This window comes from Acidovorax sp. Root402 (genome assembly GCF_001425125.1).
In the GTDB taxonomy this organism is placed as follows: domain Bacteria; phylum Pseudomonadota; class Gammaproteobacteria; order Burkholderiales; family Burkholderiaceae_C; genus Acidovorax; species Acidovorax delafieldii.
This window is the reverse complement of sequence record NZ_LMDQ01000014.1, coordinates 35505-56924: the sequence shown is the minus strand read 5'-3', so window position 1 is coordinate 56924 and position 21420 is coordinate 35505. Positions and strand designations below refer to the sequence as shown.

The following is a 21420-nucleotide window of genomic DNA, read 5'->3' as shown; positions in this document are numbered from 1 at the left end:
ACCAGGGCTTGAGCGGCGTTAACGGCTTTTACGCTTGTAGAAGACCTGTTGCTGTAGATGGTCCGAAATCGGCTTGACCTCCGTATTCCATTGCGCCAAGTACTCTGCGCTGCAGATACCGTCCGGCGTCGCGTCCTTGAGCTCGCGCACAACCTTGAAGCCGCTTTTGGTTCGCTGATACGAGCTGTTGTAATTGATCAGCTTGTTTCGCGTCTTCATATTGGGAGGTACCTGCGTGAAGGCCACGCCGGGCACCAGCTCCAGATCGTAGGTCTCGTAGCTCGAGTACCCAAAGCATGTGCTGCGGCGGCGCGGCGCGACGTCCTCGTGCTCACCTCCCAGCCTGGAGATCGACAAGGGCAGGGAGATCACAGGCCCGAGGTGGAAGGCCCCTTGCGCGCTGGACGACAGGTAGTTGTCGATATCGAAAGCAATGCTGAAGGCATACTGGTCCGACAGCAGCTTGCTACCAGACAGGTCGCCCTTGTCGACCGTCCCCTTGCCCTTCCAGCCGGACGAAGACAGGACTTTCTTCACGAAGTCACGCTCACTCTCGCCTTGCAATTTGCGCATGTAATCACGCAAGTAAGCAGCTTTGGCGCCTTTCATCTGCACCTGCAGCGTGCCTGTCGCGCCGCCGTTGGCCGCAAGCTTCAGCGCCATGTGCATCCGCTGTTCCGTGTGGGCTGGGTTGCCCGCAGGAATCTGCGCCAGCGCCTTGCCCTCACGCACGTGGATCACAGGCTTTGCGTAAGCATCTTCCGGCAGGTAGCCAAACGGAATCTGCTTCGCCGTTGCGTCCAAATACACGCCGAAATCAGGCAGGTAGTTGATGACATGGTTCACGGTGGAAACGACGGGCGTTGCGGGCAGGTCGTAAAGGCTTCCCGAGTTAATCAGCACCTGCTCGCTGTGGACGCCAACGGCGGCCAGCAGCGCCTGCAGGAGCGTAGCGTGGTCCTTGCAGTCACCCATCTTGTTGTCCAGCACCACATCGACATCACGCGGGACCACCGCACCCACGCCAATGCAGTTGCCACCGTAAGTGATCTGGGTGGAGACCCACTCGTACAGCAGCCTCGCGCGCTCACGCGGAATTGCCTGGTTGCCAACAATTGATTCAGCCAGCGCCCGGACACGCGGTGTGGGCTGCGCCTTGGGCAGTGCGCGGTCGCCATAGGCCTTGGCGATGCTCTCGTAGTCCGGGAAGGTGCTGACCAATAAAACGGGCGTCTCTTCCAGCCGCCAGATTCCGGCATCCGCCTCGTCCCATCTGCGCGGCACAGGGTTCTGATAGCGCCATTCGCGCACCACCACATCACTTTGCACGGTGGCAGATTGCTCCTTGAGGTCATGTGCCTCAAAGCGCAAGTTCAAACCCTGAGGGGCACGCACGGTAATACGGGAATCCTGGTGCACACCGTACGGCGAGAAGCTTTGCACCGTCGAGAATGCCCCAGGAAACATCGGAACCTTGTCCTCGATCTTGTAGATCACGCCCACCGAGTCACCCACGGCCACATCAGGAAAGACCACCGAGATGCGCGAGCGGTCCGAGAACATGGGCTTGTTGCCGTCGCGCCCGTCGCTGACTTCAGTCTGGTAGTTGTTGGGCGGAACCACGATGCGGCGGCCGTCGGGCTTCTCCGTGAAAGCTTCAACGATCTGGCCCTGCTGAATGCTGCTGCTGTAGGAGAAAGAAAAGGACTTCATCCTCTCCAACGCACTGGAATGCACGATCTGATTGACTGTAGCGAAGGTGACCGAAGACTTTCCGTCTGCGGCAACGTCATAGGTCGTGTGAAGCTGCCTTGAAATCACCGGCACAGACGACGCATCGCCCGATTGCGCCATGGCGACGCACCATGAAAGCGCCAAAACTCCCGCCAGCGCGCCTCGCGCGTACCAGCGCCCTTCCTTCGTGGAACGGATCATATTTTCTCCCTCCAAATTTTTGATATTCAGCAACGCACACCCGCCAGACTCAAGGCGCTGCCGCGGTGGATGGTAAGTCAAATGCACCACACCGGCGCAGGCCTAACCAGTGCAACGCAACGCCCGCTCTCCCGCCACGCGCAGCCGCTCCTGCAGCGACGCGGGCGCCAGCACCTCAAACTCCACGTCCAGCGCCATGAGCCAGAACACCAGGGCATCGCTGGCCGCACATTCCAGCTGGCACTGCTGCCCGTTGGCCAGCGTCGTGACCACACCGGCCGACTGCGGAATGCGCCGCGCCATTTCTGCATAAGGTGCATGCAGCACCACCCGCGCCTGGTCGGGGTGCGGCGCCGCGGTGATGGAGCGGGACACATACGCCTTGAGGTCGCCGCCGTCCGGCCCGGGGCGCGGCGAGAAATGCGCGCCGACTTCGGGCTTTGCCACCATGCGGTCGATGCGAAAGGTGCGCCAATCGCCACGGTCGCAGTCCCACGCCACAAGGTACCAGCGCATGCCAGTGTGCACCATGCCCTGCGGCTCCACGGCGCGCTGGGTGGCGCGCCCCTTGCCGTCTTCGTACGAGAACCCGAGCCGCAACTGGTCGCGGCAGACCGATGCCAGCGTGGCCAACAGCGAGGCCTCCACCACGGGCCCGGTGCGGTCCAGCGGCAGGATGGTGGAGCGCAACGCGTCCACCTGCTCACGCAGCCGCAGGGGCATGGCCTGCTCCAGTTTCACCAAGGCACGCAAGGCGGGCTCTTCAATGCCGCCCACGGCACCCGCAGTGGCGGTGCGCAGCGCGATCGATACGGCCAGGGCTTCTTCATCGTCGAGCAGCAATGGGGGCAACGCCTGCCCCGCGCGAAAGGCATAGCCGCCCGCCACGCCGCTGCTGGCCTGCACCGGGTAGCCCAGCTGGCGCAGGCGATCGATGTCGCGCCGCAGCGTGCGCGGATGCACTTCCAGCCGCTCGGCCAGCTCGGGGCCCATCCAGTGGCTGCGGGTTTGCAGCAGGGACAGCAGGCGCAACAGGCGTGTGGAAGAACTGAGCATGCCGACACTGTACGTTGAATCGAGGACTGAAATTGTCCGCAATGGTTCTTACAGTGACTCCACCTTTTCTTCCACCACGACCAAGGAGTTTTCCATGTCCATCGTCCTTTACTGGCACTCCATGTCCAGCGCCACCCCGATTGCCTGCGCACTCACCGAGCTGGGCGTGCCCCACGAGCGCGTGAAGATCGACATCCGCACCGGCGAGCAGCGCCGCCCCGAATATCTCGCCCTGAACCCCAACGGCAAGGTCCCCACGCTGACGGTGGACGGTGCGCCCATGTTCGAGGCCCTGGCCATCCACCTGTGGCTGGGCCACCGCTACGGCATCGAGCGTGGCCTGTGGCCTGCCGCCGGTACGCCCGAGGCGTTGCAGGCGCTGTCGTGGTGCACCTGGGCGTACGTGACCTATGGCACGGTGCTGGTGCGCCTGCAGTTGGCCACGCAGGGCGAAGAGGCGCTGCGCAGCCCTGCCCATGCACAGGCAGCCACAGCGGGGCTGAACGACCTGCTCACCCTGCTGGATGCCCGCCTGGCCGCCCAACCCTGGATGCTGGGCGCGGACTATTCCCTGGTGGATCTGGTGGTGGGCTCGGTGCTGGGCTACAGCGTGTACCTGGGTGCCCCCGTCAATGCACACCCGCATGTGCAGGCGTGGCTGACGCGGGTGCAGGCGCGCCCTGCGATGCAAATCGAGGCCTGACGACGCCCTCAGTCGATCAAGAGTGCTGCTACAGCAGCACGATGTCGTACTGCTCCTGCCCCATCGCGCTTTCGGCCTGCAGCGAGATGGGCTTTTTGATGAAGTCCGAGAGGCCGGCCAGGTGCTGACTTTCCTCGTCCAGGAACAGCTCCACCACCCGGGCCGAGGCCACCACCCGGAACTCGCGCGGGTTGAATTGGCGGGCTTCGCGCAGGATCTCGCGCAGGATGTCGTAGCACACGCTGCGCGCGGTTTTGACGCTGCCCTTGCCCTGGCACACCTCGCAGGGCTCGCACAGCATGTGTGCCAGTGATTCGCGGGTGCGCTTGCGCGTCATCTCCACCAGACCCAGTTGCGAGAAGGTGCCAGATGACATGGTCTTGACCCTGTCGCGGGCCAGCTGCTTTTTGAACTCCGACAGCACGGCCTGCTGGTGGTCGTCCCGCACCATGTCGATGAAGTCCACGATGATGATGCCGCCCAGATTGCGCAGACGCAGCTGGCGCGCAATGGCCTGTGCGGCCTCCAGGTTGGTCTTGAAGATGGTGTCGTCAAAATTGCGAGCACCCACGTAGCCGCCGGTGTTCACGTCGATGGTGGTCAGCGCCTCGGTCTGGTCCACGATGAGGTAGCCGCCCGATTTCAAATCGACCCGGCGGCCCAGGGCCTTGGCCACCTCTTCGTCAATGGAGTACAGGTCAAAAATCGGCCGCTCACCCTTGTAGTGCTGCAGCTTGCCAGCGGCTGCGGGCATGAACTCCTGCCCGAACGCACGCAGGCGCTGGAACTGCTCCATCGAATCCAGGCGGATGGTCTGCGTGTGGTCGCCCACCAGATCGCGCAGCACGCGCTGCAGTAGGTCCAGGTCCTGGTGCAACAGCGACATGGCGGGCAGCTTGAGCGATGCCTCCTTGATGCGCGCCCAGGTCTTGCGCAGGTAGGCGATGTCTTCGGCCAGCTCGGCATCGGTGGAATCTTCGCCGTTGGTGCGCAGGATGAAGCCGCCGCCACCGCCCGTGGATTTGTCGCCCACCAGCGCCTGCAGCCGCGCGCGCAGCGCATCGCGCTCGGCGGGAGGGATCTTCTGTGACACGCCCACATGGTCGTCCTGCGGCAAAAACACCAGCAGGCGACCGGCAATGCTGATCTGCGTGGACAACCGCGCACCCTTGGTGCCGATCGGGTCCTTGATGACCTGCACCATCAGCGCCTGCCCCTCGAACACCTGCTTTTCGATCGGTACCTGCGGCTCGTTCTTGCGGGCAAATGCGGGCGGCTCGCCATCGGGCTGGCGCTGCCACACATCGGCCACGTGCAAGAAGGCCGCACGCTCCAGCCCGATGTCGATAAAGGCCGACTGCATGCCTGGCAGCACGCGCGAGACCTTGCCCAGATAGACATTGCCGACCAGACCGCGCTCCAGCGTGCGCTCGATGTGCAGCTCCTGCACCGCGCCGTGCTCCACCACGGCCACCCGGGTTTCCTGGGGGGACCAATTGATCAGGATGTCTTGTTGCATGGCGTTGTTGTTGTCTTTGGTTGGCGTCGCTCAGATCGCAAAACCCGCTGCGCGCAGCAGCTGCGCGGTCTCGTACATCGGCAGCCCCATGATGCCCGAATAGCTGCCCGCCAGGTGCTCCACATACGCCGCCGCCCGGCCCTGGATGCCGTAGGCGCCTGCCTTGCCCAGCGGCTCGCCCGTGGCCACATATGCCTCGATCTGCGCAGGTGCCATGGGCGCGAAAGTGACGCGCGATACCGACAGTGCTGTCAGCCGCTTGGTGCCTACCTGCAGAGCCACAGCGGTCAGCACGCGGTGCTCGTGCCCTGCCAGTTCAGCCAGCATGCGTGCCGCATGCGCGGCATCGTCGGGCTTGCCATAGATGATGCGGCCCAGGGCCACGGTGGTGTCGGAACACAGGATGGGCGCATCCGGTAACTGGCGCCGTGCACGCCGGGCCACGGCCGCGTCGAGCTTGAGGGCCGTCACGCGCTCCACGTACGCTGTGGGCGCTTCGCCAGGCAGCACCACCTCGATGGCTTCAGCGTCTTCGGGCTCATCGCCATCCACGTTGGGCAGCAGCAGTTCGTGGCGCACGCCCAACTGTTCAAGCAACTGGCGACGGCGCGGGCTCTGGGAGGCGAGGTAGATGAAGTCGGGCATGAACGGATTTTGAATAAAAATCGGCTAGGGATGTCCTGCATCACCCTCGCAAGTCGGTGGTAGTGCGGATCGGGATAGGCCGCAAGGCGTCTTTTTGCAGCCAATAGCCGGGCTATTGGCAAGAAAAGCAACGCAGCGGACTGCCCGAGGCCGCGCTATCACAGACCGCGGGGAGTGATGCAGGACATCCCATACGCTTATTCATCAAGCGCCAGCAGCTATGAAAACAGGAGTATTACAGACCATCATCGCAAAGGGTCTGCTTCATTCACGGTGGTAAGGATGCCCGGCGTTCACCGACCAGGCGCGGTACAGCTGCTCGATGAGCAACACACGCACCATGGCGTGCGGCAACGTCAGGTCCGAGAGGCGGATGCGCTCGTGCGCACCCTGGCGAAAGGCCGGATCCAGCCCGTCGGGGCCACCGATGACCAATGCCACATCGTCACCGCCCAGTTGCCAGCCCTTGAGCCGTTCGGCCAGGGCCTTGGTGGTGAGGTTGGTACCACGCTCGTCCAGTGCCACCACGCGCGTGCCACGCGGAATGGCGGCTTCGATGCGCTCACGCTCGGCGGCATAGAGCGTCTCCAGCGTCTTGGAGCCGCGCGGCTCGGTCTTGACGGCCTTGAGCTCGACCTTGAGTTCAGGTGGAAAACGTTTGGCGTAATCGTCGTACGCGGTCTGCGCCCAGTCGGGCACCCGCTGACCGACCGCCACTATCAGCAGCTTCATGGATCAACCTGGATGCGTGAGGGAGTCACCGCTGCCGCGCGCAAGCGATGGAGCGCGCAGCAGCTGAAACGGATCAGCCCTTGCTGCGAGCAGGTGCCTTCTTGGCCGCGGGCTTGGAGCCCGATGCGGAGGCTGGCTTGGCAGCTGCGCGCGCAGGGGACTTGGCAGCTGGCGACTTCTTGGCCGCAGGCTTCTTGGCGCCACCGGGCTTGACCACCACCGTCTTGACAGGGGTCTTGGTGGCTGCGGGCTTCTTGGTCGCCACTGCGCCAGTGGTCTTGCTGGCTGGCTTGGCGGTGCTTGTCTTGGGAGCCGATTTGGCAGGTGCAGCCTTGGCCGCAGTTTTTGCAGCGGGCTTGGGGGCTGTTTTGGCAGCAGTCTTCGCAGCGGTCTTGGCGACCGCCTTGACGGTGGCCTTGCCCGAACGGGCGGCTACGGTGGGGGCCGCCGCCTTCTTGGCGGGCGCCTTGCCTGCCGCCTTGGCGTCAGACTTGGCCGCCTTCTGGGCCGACTTCTTCTCGGCCAACTCTGTGGCCGCGCTGGACACCGGCTTGGCTGCGCCGAGCTTCAGGCGCACGGGGGTGTCGCCCCACAGCTCTTCCAGGCGGTAGTACTGGCGGATGGCCGGTTGCATGATGTGCGCCACAGCCGCGCCACAGTCCACGATGATCCATTCGCCGTTGTCTTCGCCTTCGATGCGGGGCTTGGAGAACCCAGCCTCCTTGACCGCGTCGCGTACGCTGGCGGCCAGGGCCTTGGTCTGGCGGTTGGAGGTGCCCGATGCCACGATCACCCGTTCAAACAGCGGCGAGAGATGCTCGGTGTTGAAGACCTGGATGTCTTGCGCCTTGACGTCTTCCAGGCCATCAACGATGGCGCGCTGGAGTTTGGTGACGTCTTTTTTGGCAGCGGTTTCCGATTTGGTGGAGGTGGTCATCAGGCGGTGAATAGAGAGGGAATGGAATCAATATAGCGTGCAACGCATCGCGCAGCCAGCGGGCTGGGCCTTGAGTGTTGCGCGGGTGTTGTGCTGGGGCGCTGCAGCAATATGAGGTGTTTTTGACCTCTTGCGCTCATGTGAAAAGCGCGGGCAGCTATTGAAATTATAGCTTTTGCGTTTTTCAGGCCATTGACTGCGCTGCGCCAAGGCCTTCAGCCAGCCAGTCGCGCCGCACCAAAAAGCGTTGCGTGAGGTCGGCTTCGGCCGAATCGGCTGCGTCAGAGCGCTGGTAAGACCAAGACACGAGCGGCGGCATGGACAGCAAAATGGACTCGGTTCGCCCGCCCGACTGCAGGCCAAAGTGTGTACCCCGATCCCACACCAGGTTGAACTCGACATAGCGGCCCCGGCGATACAGCTGGAAGTCGCGTTCGCGCTCGCCGTGAGGCATGCCCCGACGTTTCTCGACGATGGGCAGGTAGGCGCCGAGGAAAGCGTCGCCCACCGACTGCGTCATCGCCAGGCTTTGTTCAAAGCCCAGCTCCGAGAAATCGTCATAGAACACGCCGCCCACGCCGCGCTGCTCGCTGCGATGCTTGAGATAAAAGTACTCGTCGCACCATTGCTTGAAGCGGGGGTACTTGTCGTCGCCAAAGGTGCTGAGCGCATCGCGGCAGGTGCGGTGAAAGTGCACCGCGTCTTCTTCAAACCCGTAGTACGGTGTGAGGTCCATGCCGCCGCCAAACCAGCAGGTGGGCGCCTGACCGGGGTGACCGGCGGCGATCATGCGCACGTTCATGTGCACGGTGGGCACATAAGGGTTTCGCGGGTGGAACACCAGCGACACGCCCATGGCCTCGAACGGCGCACCCGCCAGCTCGGGCCGGTGCTGCGTGGCCGAAGGTGGCAGCTGCGGGCCGCGTACGTGGCTGAAGCCGCAACCCGCGCGCTCGAACACGCGGCCGCCTTCCATGATCTTGGTGATGCCATCACCCTGCAGCGGCTCGCCGGGCGGCTTGCTCCAGGCATCGGCCAGAAAGCGTGCGCCGCCCTCACCTTCAGCGGCTTCCACGGCTTCCAGCGCATCGGTGATGCGGGCCTGAAGGCCCACCAGGTAGCCGCGCACGCGGGTCACCGTGTCGGCTGGGTTCAAGGTCTGAGCGTCTGCCATCAGCTCTTCAGGGCACGGAAGCCGATGTCGCGGCGGTACTGCGCGCCATCAAACTGGATGCCGCGTGCCACGTCATACGCACGTTGCTGCGCCTGCTTGACGCTGTCGGCCAGCACCGTCACACACAACACCCGGCCACCGGTCACGCTGACCACACCATCCTTCAGCTGCGTGCCCGCATGGAACACCACGGCATCGTCCGCCTCAGCAGGCAGGCCAGTAATGGGGTCACCCTTGCGCGGGTTCTCCGGGTAGCCATGGGCGGCCATGACCACGCCCAGCGCGGTGCGGCGGTCCCATTGCAGTTCCATCTGGTCGAGCTTGCCGTCGGCGGCAGCGGCCATCACGTCGCTGAAGTCACTCTTCAGGCGCATCAAGATGGGCTGCGTCTCGGGGTCCCCCATGCGGCAATTGAATTCGAGCGTCTTGGGCTGGCCCTTGGCGTCGATCATCAGGCCGGCATACAGGAAGCCGGTGTAAGGAATGCCGTCCTTTTCCATGCCCCGGATGGTGGGCAGGATGATTTCACGCATCGCGCGGGCGTGCACATCGGCCGTGACCACGGGGGCGGGCGAATAAGCGCCCATGCCACCGGTGTTGGGGCCTTCGTCGCCGTCCTTCAAGCGCTTGTGGTCTTGGCTAGTGGCCAGGGCCAACACGTTCTTGCCGTCGCACAGGACGATGAAACTGGCTTCCTCGCCTTCGAGGAATTCCTCGATCACCACGCGCGCACCGCCTTCGTTGTGCGTCACACCGTATTTGTTGTCCACCAGCATGAAGTCCACCGCGTCGTGGGCCTCCTGCAGCGTCATGGCCACGACCACGCCCTTGCCCGCTGCCAGGCCGTCGGCCTTGATGACGATGGGTGCACCCAGCCGGTCCACAAACGCGTGGGCGGCGACCGGGTCGGTAAAGGTGTCGTAGTCGGCCGTGGGGATGCCATGGCGGCGCATGAAGGCCTTAGAGAAGGCCTTGGAGCTTTCGAGCTGTGCTGCCGCCTTGGTGGGGCCGAAGATGCGCAGGCCGTTGGCACGGAACTCGTCGACCACACCGGCCGCCAGTGGGGCCTCGGGGCCCACCACCGTCAGTGCGATCTTCTCGGCCTGGGCCCACGCGCGCAGTTCGCGCACGTCGGAGATCGCCACGTTTTCGAGCTTGGGGTTCAGCGCCGTGCCACCGTTGCCGGGTGCCACAAACACCTTGGTCACCTTGGGGGACTGGCTCAGTTTCCACGCCATCGCGTGTTCACGGCCGCCGCCACCAATCACAAGTACTTTCATAGGAACCTTTGGTGAACCTGGCCCGCAGCGCAGCGCTGCCGGGCAGGGTTCGAGGGAATATCAGTCGGAAAACAGGTCAGGGCAAGAAAAAGCGGTGCTCTAGGGGGCGGAGTCACAATGCCGCGTTGTGATAAACCTCCTGGGTGTCGTCCAGGTCTTCCAGCACATCCAGCAGCTTCTGCATCTTGGCGGCGTCTTCGCCGGTCAGTTCGATGGTGTTTTCAGGCCGCATGGTCACGCCCGCCACCTCGGCCGTCAGGCCTGCGGCCTCCAGCGCGTTCTTCACCGCTTCAAAGTCGGCTGGGGCGGTCAGCACCTCCACCGCGCCGTCTTCGTCGGTCACTACGTCTTCAGCGCCTGCCTCCAGCGCCACTTCCATCACCTTGTCTTCGCTGGTACCGGGGGCAAAGATCAGCTGGCCGCAGTGCTTGAACTGGAACACCACCGAGCCTTCGGTGCCCATGTTGCCACCGTGTTTGCTGAACGCATGGCGCACTTCGGCCACGGTGCGCACGCGGTTGTCGGTCATGGTGTCGATCATGATGGCTGCGCCGCCAATGCCATAGCCTTCGTAGCGGATTTCTTCGTAGGTCAGGCCTTCGGCGTTGCCCGTGGCCTTGTCGATGTTGTACTTGATGCGGTCGGCGGGCATGTTGGCCGCCTTGGCCTTGTCCACCGCCAGGCGCAGGCGGGGGTTGGCAGACAGGTCGCCGCCACCGGCACGGGCGGCTACAGTGATTTCACGAATGATGCGGGTCCAGATCTTGCCGCGTTTTTCATCCTGGCGCCCTTTGCGGTGCTGGATATTCGCCCATTTACTGTGTCCTGCCACGAGAAGTCCTTTTGTATTGATTTAATCTAGTCGGTGGATTTTACTTTTTGCCGAACCCGTACCCCCGAGGAAACCCGAAATGGCCGAACCCCTGCTGATTGCCAAGCACGACACGATTGAATGCCACCTGCTTCCCGGCCTGGCCAACCGCCACGGGCTCATCACCGGCGCCACCGGCACGGGCAAGACCGTCACCCTGCAGACCCTGGCGGAAAACTTCTCCCGCATCGGTGTGCCAGTATTCATGGCCGACGTGAAGGGCGACCTCACGGGCGCCAGCCAGCCCGGCAAGATCGGAGACAAGCTGGCCGCCGTGCTCAAGGAGCGGGGCCTGGACCTGCCCACGCCCCTGGCCTGCCCCACCACGCTGTGGGATGTGTTTGGCGAACAGGGCCACCCGGTGCGCGCCACGGTGTCGGACATGGGCCCGCTGCTGCTGGGCCGCATGCTCAACCTGAACGAGACCCAGCTGGGCGTACTCAACCTGGTCTTCAAGATTGCCGACGACAACGGCATGCTGCTGCTGGACCTGAAGGACCTGCGCGCCATGCTGCAATATGTGGGCGACAATGCCAAGGACTTCACCACCGAGTACGGCAACGTGAGCGCCGCCAGCGTGGGCGCCATCCAGCGCGGACTGCTGCAGATCGAGCAGCAAGGCGGCACGCAGTTCTTCGGCGAGCCCATGCTCAACATCCAGGACTTCATGCAGACCGTGGACGGCCATGGCGTGGTCAACATCCTGGCGGCCGACAAGCTCATGAACTCGCCGCGTCTGTACGCTACGTTCTTGCTGTGGATGCTGTCGGAGTTGTTCGAGCAACTGCCCGAAATCGGCGACCCGGACCAGCCTAAACTGGTGTTCTTCTTTGACGAGGCCCACCTGCTGTTCAACGAGGCGCCCAAGGTGCTGGTGGAGCGCATCGAACTCGTGGTGCGCCTGGTGCGCTCCAAGGGCGTCGGGGTTTACTTCGTGACCCAAAACCCGCTCGACATCCCCGACAGCGTGCTGGCCCAACTGGGCAACCGCGTGCAGCACGCGCTGCGCGCCTTCACCCCGCGCGACCAAAAGGCCGTGAAGGCCACGGCCACCACAATGCGGCAAAAACCGGGGCTGGACATTGAAACCGCCATTACCGAGCTGGCCGTGGGCGAGGCGCTGGTGAGCTTTCTGGACGCCAAGGGCCGCCCCAGCGTGACCGAGCGCGTGTTTGTATTGCCTCCCGGCAGCCAGTTGGGCCCTATCACCCCGCAGCAGCGCCAGGCCCTGATGGCCAGTTCTCTGGTCGCGGGTGTGTATGAAAAGGCGGTGGACCGCGAGTCGGCCTACGAAAAACTCAAGGGCCGCGCCGCCGAAGCTGGCGGGCAGGCGGGCAACACAGCGGGCGGGGGCAACGGCAAGGTGGCCACCGGTACGCCCACCGAAGAAGGCGGCGGCCTGCTGGGTGGGCTGAACGATGTGCTGTTTGGCAGCACCGGCCCGCGAGGCGGCAAACGCGACGGCCTGGCGCAGACCATGGCCAAGTCCGCCGTGCGCACCATGGGCACCACGATCGGCAAGGAGATTTTGCGGGGCGTGCTCGGCGGCATCTTTGGCGGCGGCAGCAAGCGCCGCTGACGCCGTTGGGACGGCGCCCGGCGTCATAGACCGGCGGCGCCCCTCCCGCCATTGGCTCGCCTCCCTGTGAAAGCGCACAACATGGCGCCTGTGACCTTTTGACGACACCCCGCGATTCGTCACAAATCAGTCACATGGCCGCCGTGAAATCGCCATACACAACAACAAAAAGAAGGAGGGACGATGACACGCATTGAAAACGTTCTGCTGCGCTGGGGCGGCAAGGTCATGCTGCTGGCCATTGGGGTGTGGGTGGCAGCCATCCTCGGCATCTTTGCAGGCGCCTGGCGCCTGCGCTGGCCCTGGGTCCTGTACTTCATTGCCACCGTCATCATCACGGCGCTGGTGATCCAGTGGACCAACGCAGTGCGCCAGCGCTACATCCGCGAGGCTCCCCTGCCCCGCTTTCTGCAGCGCAGGCTGCGCGAAACCTACCCCCACCTGAGCACCCGCGACTGTGAGCTGGTGGAACGCGGCCTGCGCCAGTTCTTCATGGCCTGCCTGCGCAGCAACCAGCAGTTTGTGGCCATGCCATCCAAGGCGGTCGATGCGCTGTGGCATGAATTCATCCTGCACACGCAGGCGTACAAGCTGTGGTGCCAGAACGCACTGGGTTTCTTCTTGCACCACACACCCGCCGAGGCGCTGGGCCACAAGGCGCGCCACAACGACGGACTGCGCCGCTGCTGGTACTGGGTGTGCAAGGAAGAATCCATCGACCCCAAGGCGCCCAGCCGCCTGCCCCTGCTGTTTGCGCTGGACGCCAAGTTCGCGATTGCCGGAGGCTTCAGCTACGTGCCCGACTGCTCCGACATCGCCCGCAAAAGCGACGCGGGTGGCAGCGGCGGCGACAGCTACTGCGGCACCAGTTTTTCGGACGGCAGCTACAGCGGCAGCTCGGGCGACTTTGGCGGCGCCGAGAGTTCGGATGCAGGCAGTGACGGCGGCGGGGATGGCGGGGGAGACGGCGGCGGTTGTGGTGGTGGCGGGGACTGAGCGCCTGAACCACCGACCCCGTTGGCGACACAACGCCAGCCCCAATCACTCTCTTTTTGATAGCTACCCGGGCATGATGCACTAGCGCCTGCAGCCAAAATTGCCTGAAATCAAGCCCAGTCACCCAGGCGACGACCGGGCCTGCGCACACCGGTCTACAGTGGCACCCCATGAACACCCTCACCTGCTTTTCCCTCAGCATCACTGACCATGTGGCCCATCTGGTTCTGAACAAACCCGAGGCCATGAATACCATGCACCCCACCTTCTGGCGCGAGCTGGACGCGGTGCTGGCACAGCTGCACCAGGCGGGCGCGGCGCGGGCGCTGGTCATCAGCAGCACCGGCAAACATTTCAGCGCGGGCATGGCGCTGGAAACCTTTGGCGGCGCCATCACGATGGACGACCAGAGCCCCGAGGGCCGTGCCGCCATCTTTGACCTGCTGACGGACATGCAGGCCACCTTCACCCGCATCGACAACCTGCGCATCCCCGTCATCATGGCCATCCACGGCGGCTGCATCGGCGGAGCGGTGGACATGGTCACCGCAGGCTGCATCCGCTATGCCACGGCCGACGCTTTCTTCTGCATCCAGGAAATCAACATCGGCATGGTGGCCGACGTGGGCACGCTGCAACGCCTGCCCAAGCTCATCCCCCTGGGCGTGGTCAAGGAGCTGGCGTACACCGGCCGCCGCCTGAGCGCAGCCAAGGCCCTGGACTATGGCCTGGTCAATGAAGTGTTCGACACACAGGATGCCATGGTGGCCGCCGCACTGCAATGCGCGAAGGAGATCGCCTCCAAACCACCCGTCGCCATCTGGGGCACCAAGCAGGCCGTGAACTACGCGCGCGACCACAGCGTGGAAGACAGCCTGCGCCAGATGGGCTGGCTGCAGGGCGCCATCTGGAGCAACCAGCATGTGCGCGAATCGGTCACGGCCATGAAGCAAAAACGCGCGGGCGAGTTCCCGGCGCTCACACCATTGCAACGGTTCAGCGAGCTGGGCTGAGCGCCGCCGGGCCGCGCCATGCGGCCCGGATTGTGGGGCGCGCACGGGCATGTGCCACATCAAAATGTATAGCTGCCCAGGCATGCAGCACTAGCGCTTGCAAGCCCTTTTGCTTGAAATGGCGAGGCAAAGGGCTATCATCAGGCTTCAAGGGCTGCGCCAGTTATGGCCGTCTTCCAGCCCTGTCCACAAGGATGCCGCCACCATGACGCTGCCCAGCCTGACCCCACCCACCTACGACGATGTGGCCGCTGCCGCGCACCGGCTCAAGGGCATGGCGCACCGCACGCCCGTGCTGCGCTCCAGCACCGCCGACGAGCGGCTGGGCGCGCAGCTGTTCTTCAAGTGCGAGAACCTGCAGCGCACCGGCGCGTTCAAGTTCCGGGGCGCGTTCAACACCCTGGCCCAGTTCACCGACGAGCAGCGCGAACGCGGTGTGCTCGCCTTCTCGGCGGGCAACCACGCGCAGGCCATTGCACTGTCGGCCCGGCTGCTGGACATGCCTGCCGCCATCGTCATGCCCGAGGACGCCCCCGCCTCCAAGATGGCCGCCACGCGCGACTATGGCGCCCAGGTCGTCACCTACAACCGCTACACCGAAGACCGCGAGGCCATCAGCCGCCGCCTGGCGCTGGAGCGCGGCATGACGCTGGTCCCCCCGTTCGACCACCCCCATGTGATCGCGGGCCAGGGCACGGCGGCCAAGGAGCTTTTTGAAGAAGTGCCCGACCTGGACTACCTGTTCGTCTGCGTCGGCGGCGGCGGCCTGCTTGCGGGCAGCCTGCTGGCCGCCGAGGCCCTGGCGCCGCAATGCCGGGTGGTAGGGGTGGAGCCCGCAGCGGGCAACGACGGCCAGCAGTCGGTCAAGGCCGGGCATGTGGTGCAGATCCCCACGCCCCACACCATTGCCGACGGCGCACAAACCCAGGCGCTGGGCCAGCTCACCTTCCCCATCATCCAGCGCCTGGCCGACGACATGGTCACCGCCACCGACGAGCAACTGGTCGAGTCCCTGCGCTTTTTTGCCGAACGCATGAAGATCGTGGTCGAGCCCACAGGCGCCCTGGCCTTCGCCGGGGCACAGCATGGCAACGTCGACATCCACGGAGCGCGCGTCGGCATCCTCATCAGCGGCGGCAACGTCGATTTGTCGCGGCTGGCACGGTTTCTGGCAGACTAGCCCCCACTTTTTCACTCACCGCGCGGCAGAGCGCGCCTGTTCGTCAGCGCAAAGGCCTCTGCCCTTCTCCTTTCAGGTTCCCCATGAGCAACGTCACCGTCATCACCCACCCCCTCGTCCAGCACAAGCTCACGCTGATGCGCAAGAAGGACGCGAGCACCAACAGCTTCCGCCGCCTGCTGGGCGAACTCTCCACGCTGATGGCCTACGAAGTCACGCGCGACATGCCACTGCAGGACGTGCAGATCGAAACCCCGCTGGAGACCATGACCGGCAAGATGATCGACGGCAAGAAGCTGGTGCTGGTCTCCATCCTGCGCGCGGGCAACGGCTTTCTGGACGGCATGCTCAACGTGGTGCCCGGCGCCCGCGTGGGCCACATCGGCCTGTACCGCGACCCGGCCACGCTGCAGCCGGTGGAGTACTACTTCAAGATGCCGTCCGAAATGGACGAGCGCGACATCATCGTGGTGGACCCGATGCTCGCTACCGGCAACTCGGCCGCCGCCTGTGTGGACCGCCTCAAGAAGCTCAACCCCCGCTCCATCAAGTTCGTGTGCCTGCTGGCCGCCCCCGAAGGTGTGGCCACGCTGCAAAAGGCCCACCCCGACGTGCCCATCTTCACCGCCGCCATCGACCGCGAGCTGAACGACCACGGCTACATCCTGCCGGGCCTGGGCGATGCGGGTGACCGCATTTTTGGCACCAAATAAGCGCACAACGGCAGCGCCCGTGCACCAGCCACCGCAGGGCCTGCCGCCCAGCGGTGGCTTTTTTTTCATCACCGGGCCTCTCTGCGTTGCATAACAGCCCATTGGGAGCCCTACCCTGGTGGGGTGCCCCAGCCTGGTTTCCTGATGCGCTGCACGCATGCACCATTTTTTTACCAACTGGTGGCTTTCCTCTGGCAGACTTGCCGCTGGTTTGCAGTTACACAGCCACCGACTGGCGCGCTCCTTGCTTGGTAGCAGCACACCCAACCTCCTTGTTTGCTTGTCTGAAGGAACCCCACCATGACCACTCGCCGCATCTTCACCGGACGCCTGCTCTGCACCTCCATGGCCCTCTCGGCCGCCATGGCGATGGCGCCCTCTTTGGCCTTCGCACAGTCCAAGATCAAGGTCGCGGCGATCTACACGGTGCCTTTTGAACAGCAATGGGTCAGCCGCATCCACAAGGCCCTCAAGGCCGCCGAGGCACGTGGCGAAATCGAATACAAGGCCAGCGAAAACGTGAGCAACGCCGACTACGAGCGCGTGATGCGCGAGTACGCCACCGGCGGCAACCAGCTCATCGTGGGCGAGGCCTTTGCGGTAGAGGCCGCCGCCCGCAAGGTGGCCAAGGACTTCCCCAAGACTTCGTTCCTGCTCGGCTCCTCCGGCAAGCCGCAGGCGCCCAACTTCAGCGTGTTCGACAACTACATCCAGGAGCCCGCGTACCTCAGCGGCATGGTGGCTGGCGGCATGACCAAGACCAACAAGATCGGCATGGTGGGCGGCTTCCCCATCCCCGAAGTCAACCGCCTGATGCACGCCTTCATGGCGGGCGCCAAGGAGACCAACCCCAAGGTCGAGTTCACCATCACCTTCATCAACAGCTGGTTTGACCCACCCAAGGCCAAGGAAGCCACCTTCGCCATGATCGACAAGGGCGCCGACGTGCTCTACGCCGAGCGCTTTGGCGTGAGCGACGCGGCCAAGGAAAAAGGCAAGCTCGCCATCGGCAACGTGATCAATACGCAAGAGCAGTACCCCGACACCGTGGTGGCATCGGCCCTGTGGCACATGGAGCCCAGCATCGAGCGCGCGCTCAAGCTGGTCAAGGACGGCAAATTCACCGCCGAGGACTACGGCCCGTATTCGATGATGAAGCACAAGGGCTCCGAACTCGCGCCCCTGGGCACATTCGAGAAGAAGGTACCGGCCGACATCGTCGCCAAGGTCAAGGCCAAGGAGGCCGACATCCTGGCCGGCAAGTTCACCGTGAAGGTGGACGACAGCCAGCCCAAGTCCACGGCCAAGTAAGCACCGGATGCAGCGGGCGCCGTGCCCGCGTCCTCAACTTCTGTGCACAGGCCACCCCAGCAAAGCGGTGGCCTGTTTGTTTTGATGCTCACCGCTATTGGCTCACCGATCATGTTTTCGCACCACACCACCAAGCCGACTCTGACAACGCGGTGCACCCGCCTGCTGGGCGCCCTGGCCCTGGCCGCCGTGGTCGCGGGCTGTGCCGCCACCTCGCCTGGCAAAACAGCCGTGCGGCTGGACGACACGCCCCGCATCGCCGTCATCTCCGCCTTTGCGCCCGAGCTGACCGTGCTGTTGCCCCAGGTGCAGCAGCCTTCCAAGCACAGCATCAACGGCGTGGAGTTCACCACCGGCACGCTGGAGGGCAAACCCGTGGTGGTTTTCCTGTCGGGCATCAGCATGACCAACGCGGCCATGAACACCCAGCTGGTGCTGGACCGCTTCCACGTGAGCCATGTGGTCTTCAGCGGCATCGCGGGCGGCGTGAACCCTAGCCTGCACATTGGCGACGTGACGGTGCCTGCGCAGTGGGGCCAGTACATGGAATGGCTGATGGCGCGCGAAGACAAACCCGGCCAGTACAGCGCCCCCGCGTGGATGCAAAGCGAGCTGACGATGCCCGCCTTCGGCATGATGCACCCGCGCCCGGTGGAGGTGCGATCGGCTGCCAACCCCCAGCTCAGCAAGAAGTTCTGGTTCGAAGCCGACCCGAAGATGCTGGCCACCGCCCGCAGCCTGCAGAACGTGGGCCTGGAGCACTGCCTGGCCGCCACCTGCCTCAAGCAGCGCCCACAACTGGTGGTGGGCGGCAACGGCGTATCGGGCCAGGCCTTTGTGGACAACAAGGCCTTCCGCGAGTACGCCTTCAAGACCTTCGGGGCCAACGTGCTCGACATGGAAACCGCCGCCACCGCCATGGTCGCCCACAGCAATGGCGTGCCCTACATCGCCTTCCGGTCACTGAGCGACCTCGCCGGTGGCGGCGAGGGCGAGAACGAAATGGGCACCTTCATGGGCCTGGCGGCCGCCAACTCGGCCAAGGTGTTGCGGGCGTTTCTGGCGGCGTGGAAGTAGATGGCCTCCACCAACGCCCCCGTCCTGAAACTGTCGGACATCACCAAACGCTTCGGCAAGCTCGTCGCCAACGACGCCATCAGCCTGACCCTGGCACGCGGCGAAGTGCTGGCCCTGCTGGGCGAAAACGGCGCAGGCAAGTCCACGCTGATGTCCATCCTGTTCGGGCACTACGTGGCTGACGAAGGCAGTATCGAAGTCTTCGGCCAGCCCCTGCCGCCCGGCCAGCCGCGTGCAGCGCTGGCGGCGGGCATTGGCATGGTGCACCAGCACTTCACGCTGGCCGACAACCTCACGGTGCTGGACAACGTGCTGCTGGGCAGCGAGCCGCTGTGGCAGCCCTTCTCACGCCGCAGCGTGGCGCGCGCCAAGCTGCTGGCGGTGTCACAGCAGTTTGGCCTGCCAGTGAGCCCCGATGCGAAGGTCGGCAGCCTCTCGGTGGGCGAGCGCCAGCGGGTCGAAATCTTGAAGGCCCTCTATCGGGGCGCCCGCATCCTCATCCTGGACGAACCCACCGCCGTGCTCACCCCGCAAGAGAGCGAGGCACTGTTCGACACCCTGGCGCAAATGGTGGCGCAGGGCCTGTCCATCATCTTCATCAGCCACAAGCTGGGCGAGGTGCTGCGTGTATCGCACCGCGTGGCCGTGCTGCGCCAGGGCAAGCTGGTGGCAGAGGCGCCTGCGCGGGGCACCACGCAAGGGCAATTGGCGCAGTGGATGGTGGGTCACGCGATTGAAGCGGCCGAACGCCGCCCCGCGGGGAGCGTGGGCGAGCCCATCTGCACGCTCAACAACGTGAGCACCGCGCCCACGGGGCGCGATCGGTTGCACGAGGTCTCCCTCGCCCTGCGCGCTGGCGAGATCGTGGCGATTGCGGGCGTGAGCGGCAACGGCCAAGTGGCACTGGCCGACCTGCTGTGCGGCGTGCGCAGCGCCTCCACCGGCCAGGTCACGCTGCGCGGCGCACCGTTGCAAGCGCGGCCTGCCTGGCTAGTAAGCCAGGGCGTGGCCCGCATCCCCGAAGACCGCCACGCCGTGGGCGTGGTGGGCGACCTGCCCGTGTGGGAGAACGCGGTGGCCGAACGCCTGCGCGGGCCCTGGTTTGCGCACCCGTGGTTCCGCGCCTTCTGGGTCAAACGCCGCGCCGCGCGCCAGCACGCGCAGCGCGTGGCCGAGACCTTTGACGTGCGCGGCGGCGGTGCCGACGCGCCCGCCCGGTCGCTGTCGGGCGGCAACATGCAAAAGCTCATCCTGGGCCGGGCGCTGATGCCGCCGAAGGACGCAGCAGGCTACACCGCGCCTGCGCCCCAGCTCATCGTGGCGCACCAGCCTACTTGGGGGCTGGACATTGGCGCGGTGATGTTTGTGCAGCAGCAGCTCATCAACGCGCGCGATGCGGGAGCGGCCGTGCTGCTGATCTCGGACGATCTGGACGAAGTGCTGGCGCTGGGTGACCGTGTGGCCGTCATGCACGACGGACAACTGAGCGAGGCGCGACGCGCCGAAGACTGGACACGCGAAGCCATCGGCCTGGCCATGGCGGGCGCTGCCCATTGAGCGACAACAACAAGAACAACCCAGCATGAGACTTGAAAAACGCAACCACACCTCCCCAGCCGCCTACGTGCTGGCGCCGGTGGGCGCCGTGGTGTTCACACTGATCGTCAGCGCCCTGCTGGTGCTGTGGGCTGGCGCGCCCGTGGGGCAGACCTATGCGCTGCTGCTGCAGGGCGCCTTCGGCTCGGTGTTTGCGCTGACCGAAACCCTCACCCGCGCCACGCCGCTGATCCTGACCGGGCTGGCAGCCGCCGTGGCCTTTCGCGCGCGGCTGTTCAACATCGGGGCCGAGGGGCAGCTCTATGCCGGGGCGCTGGCCGCCGTGGCCGTGGGCGGCATGCATGGGGGCACGGGGCTGGAGTGGTCGCCCTATCTGCTCTTCCCACTCATGATGCTGGCGGCCGCGCTGGCGGGCGCGGCGCTGCTGCTGGGCCCGGCGCTGATGAAGGCGCGGCTGGGCGTGGACGAGGTGGTCACCACACTGCTGCTCAACTTCATCATGCTGCTGCTGGTGTCAGCCCTGCTCGATGGGCCGATGAAAGACCCGCTCTCCATGGGCTGGCCGCAGAGTGTGGCATTACAGGGCGACCTGGAACTCTCCAAGCTGGTGCCTCAGACGCGGCTGCACACGGGGCTGCTGTGGGCCGTGTCGCTGGCCGTGATGCTGTGGGCGCTGCTGGCACGCACTGTGCCGGGGTTTGACATTCGTGCTGCGGGAGCCAATGCACGCGCTGCTGCCTTTGCGGGCGTGCCCATCACCCGCACGGTGGTGCTGGTCGCCTTGCTCTCCGGCGGGCTCGCAGGCTTGGCTGGCGCCATCGAAGTGGCCGGTCGCACTGGTTATGTAACGCTCGACATGTCGCCCGGCTACGGCTACAGCGGCATCGTGATCGCCATGCTGGCCGGACTGCACCCGCTGGGCGTGATTGCGGCGGGCACCTTTGTGGCGGGCGTGCTGGTGGGGGCTGACAGCATGAGCCGCGCGGTGGGCGTGCCTACCTACATTGCGGATGTGATCGTGGCGACTTCGCTGATTGCGGTGCTGGTGGCCGGGCTGCTGACGCAGTACCGCGTGCGGTGGAAGTGAAGCAGCCATGACAACCCATACACACCACAATTTCAAGCCAAATAGGCCTCTGGCG

19 protein-coding genes are annotated in these 21420 nt (G+C 64.9%); 10 read left to right on the top strand and 9 right to left on the bottom strand.

Features of this window, described 5'->3' with window-relative positions; genetic code table 11:
* Positions 1-18: 18 nt before the first annotated feature.
* Together ASC83_RS11480 and ASC83_RS11475 are read right to left on the bottom strand one after the other, a co-directional pair.
* Positions 19-1935: a DUF3857 and transglutaminase domain-containing protein gene (locus tag ASC83_RS11480; protein WP_082522430.1), complete on the bottom strand. Its 1917-nt coding sequence runs from the start codon at positions 1933-1935 to the stop codon at positions 19-21.
* Between the two features lie 102 nt (positions 1936-2037).
* On the bottom strand, positions 2038-2991 hold the full coding sequence (locus ASC83_RS11475) for a YafY family protein (protein ID WP_056062327.1): 954 nt from the start codon (positions 2989-2991) through the stop codon (positions 2038-2040).
* 94 nt (positions 2992-3085) lie between these two features.
* On the opposite strand from ASC83_RS11475, the gene ASC83_RS11470 reads away from it, so the two are divergent.
* Positions 3086-3694: a glutathione S-transferase family protein gene (locus ASC83_RS11470; protein ID WP_056062325.1), complete on the top strand. Its 609-nt coding sequence runs from the start codon at positions 3086-3088 to the stop codon at positions 3692-3694.
* Between the two features lie 28 nt (positions 3695-3722).
* On the opposite strand, the gene rng is transcribed toward ASC83_RS11470, so the two are convergent.
* The 7 genes from rng to ASC83_RS11435 all read right to left on the bottom strand — a co-directional run bounded on the left by rng (position 3723) and on the right by ASC83_RS11435 (position 10813).
* A complete protein-coding gene (gene rng, locus ASC83_RS11465; RefSeq protein WP_056062322.1) occupies positions 3723-5213 on the bottom strand; it encodes a ribonuclease G in 1491 nt (496 codons plus the stop codon).
* A 30-nt stretch (positions 5214-5243) separates the two neighbouring features.
* Positions 5244-5858 carry a nucleoside triphosphate pyrophosphatase gene (locus tag ASC83_RS11460; RefSeq protein ID WP_056062319.1) on the bottom strand — a complete coding sequence of 205 codons (615 nt, stop codon included), beginning with the start codon at positions 5856-5858 and terminating at the stop codon, positions 5244-5246.
* Positions 5859-6122: 264 nt separating this feature from the next.
* On the bottom strand, positions 6123-6590 hold the full coding sequence (gene rlmH, locus ASC83_RS11455) for a 23S rRNA (pseudouridine(1915)-N(3))-methyltransferase RlmH (RefSeq protein ID WP_010458753.1): 468 nt from the start codon (positions 6588-6590) through the stop codon (positions 6123-6125).
* 73 nt (positions 6591-6663) lie between these two features.
* Positions 6664-7527: a ribosome silencing factor gene (gene rsfS, locus ASC83_RS11450; protein WP_056062317.1), complete on the bottom strand. Its 864-nt coding sequence runs from the start codon at positions 7525-7527 to the stop codon at positions 6664-6666.
* 184 nt (positions 7528-7711) lie between these two features.
* Entirely contained in the window at positions 7712-8701 is a 990-nt protein-coding gene (hemF, locus tag ASC83_RS11445; protein WP_056062314.1) for an oxygen-dependent coproporphyrinogen oxidase, read from the bottom strand.
* On the bottom strand, positions 8701-9981 hold the full coding sequence (gene purD / locus ASC83_RS11440) for a phosphoribosylamine--glycine ligase (RefSeq protein WP_056062310.1): 1281 nt from the start codon (positions 9979-9981) through the stop codon (positions 8701-8703). The genes hemF and purD overlap by 1 nt, the downstream gene beginning before the upstream one ends.
* 112 nt (positions 9982-10093) lie before the next feature.
* Positions 10094-10813 carry a YebC/PmpR family DNA-binding transcriptional regulator gene (locus tag ASC83_RS11435; protein WP_015014275.1) on the bottom strand — a complete coding sequence of 240 codons (720 nt, stop codon included), beginning with the start codon at positions 10811-10813 and terminating at the stop codon, positions 10094-10096.
* 79 nt (positions 10814-10892) lie between these two features.
* On the opposite strand from ASC83_RS11435, the gene ASC83_RS11430 reads away from it, so the two are divergent.
* From ASC83_RS11430 to ASC83_RS11390, 9 genes are all read left to right on the top strand, one after another.
* Positions 10893-12431, top strand: coding sequence for a helicase HerA-like C-terminal domain-containing protein (locus ASC83_RS11430; RefSeq protein WP_056062307.1), 1539 nt, complete (start codon positions 10893-10895; stop codon positions 12429-12431).
* 183 nt (positions 12432-12614) lie between these two features.
* Positions 12615-13427 carry a hypothetical protein gene (locus ASC83_RS23940; RefSeq protein WP_056062304.1) on the top strand — a complete coding sequence of 271 codons (813 nt, stop codon included), beginning with the start codon at positions 12615-12617 and terminating at the stop codon, positions 13425-13427.
* 170 nt (positions 13428-13597) lie between these two features.
* On the top strand, positions 13598-14440 hold the full coding sequence (locus tag ASC83_RS11420; RefSeq protein ID WP_056062301.1) for an enoyl-CoA hydratase-related protein: 843 nt from the start codon (positions 13598-13600) through the stop codon (positions 14438-14440).
* A gap of 205 nt (positions 14441-14645) precedes the next feature.
* Positions 14646-15620, top strand: a complete 975-nt coding sequence (locus ASC83_RS11415; RefSeq protein ID WP_056062298.1) for a threo-3-hydroxy-L-aspartate ammonia-lyase — start codon at positions 14646-14648, stop codon at positions 15618-15620.
* Positions 15621-15703: 83 nt separating this feature from the next.
* The gene (gene upp, locus ASC83_RS11410) at positions 15704-16333 is read left to right on the top strand and encodes a uracil phosphoribosyltransferase (RefSeq protein ID WP_056062295.1); all 630 of its coding nucleotides are present in this window, start codon (positions 15704-15706) and stop codon (positions 16331-16333) included.
* A gap of 300 nt (positions 16334-16633) precedes the next feature.
* Positions 16634-17644 carry a BMP family protein gene (locus tag ASC83_RS11405; RefSeq protein ID WP_056062290.1) on the top strand — a complete coding sequence of 337 codons (1011 nt, stop codon included), beginning with the start codon at positions 16634-16636 and terminating at the stop codon, positions 17642-17644.
* A gap of 111 nt (positions 17645-17755) precedes the next feature.
* On the top strand, positions 17756-18721 hold the full coding sequence (locus ASC83_RS11400; RefSeq protein WP_156379483.1) for a 5'-methylthioadenosine/S-adenosylhomocysteine nucleosidase: 966 nt from the start codon (positions 17756-17758) through the stop codon (positions 18719-18721).
* Entirely contained in the window at positions 18722-20278 is a 1557-nt protein-coding gene (locus ASC83_RS11395; RefSeq protein ID WP_056062288.1) for an ABC transporter ATP-binding protein, read from the top strand.
* A 25-nt stretch (positions 20279-20303) separates the two neighbouring features.
* The gene (locus ASC83_RS11390) at positions 20304-21365 is read left to right on the top strand and encodes an ABC transporter permease (protein WP_056062285.1); all 1062 of its coding nucleotides are present in this window, start codon (positions 20304-20306) and stop codon (positions 21363-21365) included.
* The last annotated feature ends 55 nt before the right edge of the window (positions 21366-21420 follow it).